Raw genomic sequence first — 382 nt, 5'->3', positions numbered from 1 at the left:
CATCCCCACGCTGTCCGTGCTGCAGCCCACGCCGTTCCAGTACCAGTCGGGAGCCAAGTACGCATCACAGCTGCTGGACAATCTGAAGGCCAGCCTCAATGCACGTCTGCAGGGCGGCACCGGCATCCTCCCTGCGGTCGAGCAGCAGATCTGGGATCGTGCGCGCGATCGCGAAACGGCGCTGGCGCTGGCGCGCGAGCAGGAGGTGTTGCGCGGCGCCGAAGCTCTGGGCTTTCCGCTGCCCAGTGGCGCGCTGGCGGGCCAACTGGCTGACGCGCGCCGCGAGTTCCACGACAAGCTGTCGGGCCTGTCGCGGGATGTGGCCATCAAGCAGGCCGAGATGGAGCAGCAGAACGTCAAGGACGCCATCACCCAGGCCCTG

General features: G+C 67.8%; 1 pseudogene. It reads left to right on the top strand.

The annotated features are described in order from the left end of the window. Positions 1–382 (top strand): annotated as a pseudogene (locus L995_RS13370) (hypothetical protein); the annotation flags it as partial.

The organism is Delftia sp. ZNC0008, from assembly GCF_000799035.1.
Lineage (GTDB): Bacteria > Pseudomonadota > Gammaproteobacteria > Burkholderiales > Burkholderiaceae_C > Comamonas > Comamonas tsuruhatensis.
This window is presented reverse-complemented; position numbering and strand designations above follow the sequence as displayed.